Source organism: Prosthecobacter sp. (assembly GCF_044378005.1).
GTDB lineage: Bacteria > Verrucomicrobiota > Verrucomicrobiia > Verrucomicrobiales > Verrucomicrobiaceae > Prosthecobacter.
On sequence record NZ_JBILYB010000306.1, the window covers coordinates 1 to 3,073 of the forward strand.

Consider the following 3,073-nt stretch of genomic DNA (forward strand, 5'->3'; position numbering starts at 1 on the left):
AAGCGTCGGCTTCGATGACGAAGCTGCCGTTGAAGGTGAACAGGTTCTCCTTCGTGATCTCCACCTTTGTTTGCGATTTGCCATCGACGAGCAATTCGACCGTCTGCTTCGGCGCGGATTCCCCGCTGGCCTTCACGAACTCTGCCAGCGCTTCGATCACCGCAGCGGTGTCTTTCGTGCTGTTCCAGTAGGTGCCGTTGCGCCGGTTGTTGAACAGGTATTTGGCGATGTGCGCCGCTGTCTCGCCCTTCGGCTCTGCCGTCACGAGCAAGCGCAGGAAAGCCGCCTGCGTCTCGATGGCATCATCCCACCAATACCACCAGCCGCCCTGTGGCAGCTCCAGCCAGGCGGTTTGGTTTTCGTCGTCCTGCTTCAAGAACTGCCGCACGTTGCGTAGGCACATATCACGCCGCTCTTTCTCGTCCACCGCATGACAAGCGAATCCGAGCAGGCAGAGGTTGTAGCGTGAGAGGTTGTTCCGCTTTTCATAAAGCAAGCCGCGCATGGCTTTGTCGCCGTCCTTGTATTCCACGAGCACGCAGTGAATGAGCGCGTCAAGGTTGTCGGGGTTCGCTTTGTGGTTCTTGTCCTTCGCTGGCAGCTTCAAACGGCGCAGTTCTTCCGCTTCGTGGCGTTTGAGGAATTCGATCCCGTTGCGGACGATGCCGTCATTCAGGTCCATGCGTGCCCGCTCCGCCGCTTTCAGCCCATGCAGCACCAACGCCGTGATGTGGGGCGATGACTCCCGCCCGCCGGGGAACCATCCCCAGCCGCCATCGTCACCACGCATGGCTTCCAGCCTCTTCAGCCCGGCCTTCGCCATCTTCATGACTTCGTCTTCATCAAAGACCGGCTCCTTCGGCTTGCCCTTGTTGTCTTTGCCCTGCCAACGCTTCGCGCGTTTGTCAGCATCGCCGATCTCCTGGGCGTTGAGGTTTGTGCGCTTGTCGCGCACGGCTTTGAGATCCACGCCGAGGTCTTTGAGCACGTTCAGCGTGATCACCGTCGGCACGAACTTGTTCAGCGTCTGCTCGGTGCAGCCATACGGATAATCGACGAGATAGGGCAGGGCATCGACGAGCGCCATTGCCAATGTCGGTGAGTAGCGCACTTCCAGCCGCGACTGCTCGGGCTTCCTCTCGGCGGGCACGTTCACCGTGATCTTGCCGCTCGCCTGATCGGGAAGCAGCGCGAGGCTCCAGGAGTCCGTCTTGAGCATCCCATGCGTGTAGGCCGGGAAGGTCATCTCCATGGCGTCGCTGTCTTTCTGCGCGAGGGCTTTGACGCGGATTTTGGCTTCGCCTTCGCCGATGACTTTCACGCGCCAGTCGAAGCGATGCTCGGAGTGAGCGGGGATGCTGACGTTTGTAGTTCGGTCTTTAGGCCGTTCTGGGTTCTGGGAGTCCTCAACCTCCAAAGAGCGGGCTGAAGCCCGAACTACGAACTCCAAGACTCCACCTTCCAGCTCCAGCACCGCCTTCACCTCCTGAGCCACGTCCATCTCGTTGTGGACGTTCGCTGAGATGACGACCTCGTCCTTCTCCACGAAGAAGCGCGGGGCTTGCAGGCGGACCATGAGGTTCTTCCTCGTGATCACTTCCACGGCAGCCTCGCCGACCTGCGTCTGCGGTCCCATGACCCAGGAGCGCAGCTTCCAGGTGGTGAGGTTCTCCGGCAGATTGAAATTCAGCTCGCCCTCGCCCTTCGCATCCGTGACGAAATCCGCCACCCACACCGCGCTGTCAGCGAGGTTCGTGCGGATCATGGGCTGGGGGCCATCTTCGCTGCCTGCTGCTTCTGGCTCAGGAGGTGGTGCTGCTGCCAGAGCGACCAAGCCTCCATTTTCCATAGCTCTACCCCGTGCCGCACTATCAGAGTATGAATCGGCAGGTGCTGCCATTGCAGCCATCGGCATGGCGGATTTCCTCCGAAGCATCCCAGCGCCAAAACCACCACCTGCCATTTCCTCAGAAGAGCTTTCATCTACCTCACCCCCAAACGCCCCAAGCACATCCATCCCAATCTCGCCCTCTTTGTGCATGCCGATCTGCACCTCCCGCAACGAGTCCGCCACCTGTGGGTAATGACTCCGCTTCCAGCCCCAGAAGAAAGGCCGGATGTCCTGCTGATTGCTGCCGCCGGAGATGTATTCCAGCGCCTTGTCATAGGCCGTGAGCACGACCTGGCCGGTGAAAGGCTTCCCATCCGCATCCTTGACCCGCACCTTGACCTTTGACCCCTGACCAGGCAGATACGTCTCCGCGTCCGGCATCAGTTCCACGGCGGCGATTCGCTTCTTCGGCGGCACGACGATCTGGCGCGTGACCTGATGCACCCGTGCATCGCTGACGGTGTAGGCGTCGATGAAGAGGTTCGGCTGATCCGCCTCCGTGAGCTTGAAGCGACGCGTGGTGCTCTTGCCTTCCAGTTTGAGCCAGATCGGTTCAGGATAGGTGCCGTTCTGCGTGCGCAAAAATAGCGCCACGGTGCTGCCGGGGCGGTTCGTGTTCAGCGTGATCTCCACTTCCTCGCCGGGGGCATATTCGTCCTTCTCGGTGATGAGTTCGAGGTCATCAAAGCGAAAGTCCTTCCCCTCATCGAAGCCCTCGCCACGCACGGTGAAGAAGGTGGTGCCTTCGATCTCGTGCCCGGCTTCGTCTTTGAGTTTGGCGGAGACGCGGTATTGGCCGCCTTTGGGGAAGGTGAGGCGGGTGATCGAGGCGTTCTCGCTCATCTCGCGGAGCGAGATGGCTACTTTGCTGACGCCTTCTTCGCTCGGTGTCCCGTCCTTCGCGTAAGTCACACGATACAGAACCAGTTCACCCGTGGCTTTGACCTCACGACCGTCCAGAGTGCGAGCCTGGATGCTCACACTACCGCTGTCCCCGGCGTTGTAGTAGCCGCGATCCAGCGAGACATAGACTTCAAAAGGCCGTCGAGCCGCGAGCACGCTGCCTTTGCCAAAGATGGTGCGCCGGGAGGCATCCGTCACCTCGGCCTCGATCTCGTAGCGGTGGTCTTCATTGCCGTGGAGTTCCTTCGCGAGAGTGGTGTCGATCTTCACGGTGAAGGT

At 60.3% G+C, this 3,073-nt stretch carries 1 protein-coding gene; it reads right to left on the minus strand.

The window, feature by feature from the left end; translation table 11 throughout:
• Positions 1–3,073, minus strand: a 3,073-nt coding sequence (locus AC6FTP_RS26550) for an alpha-2-macroglobulin family protein (RefSeq protein ID WP_497209912.1), incomplete at both ends; no start/stop codon positions are given.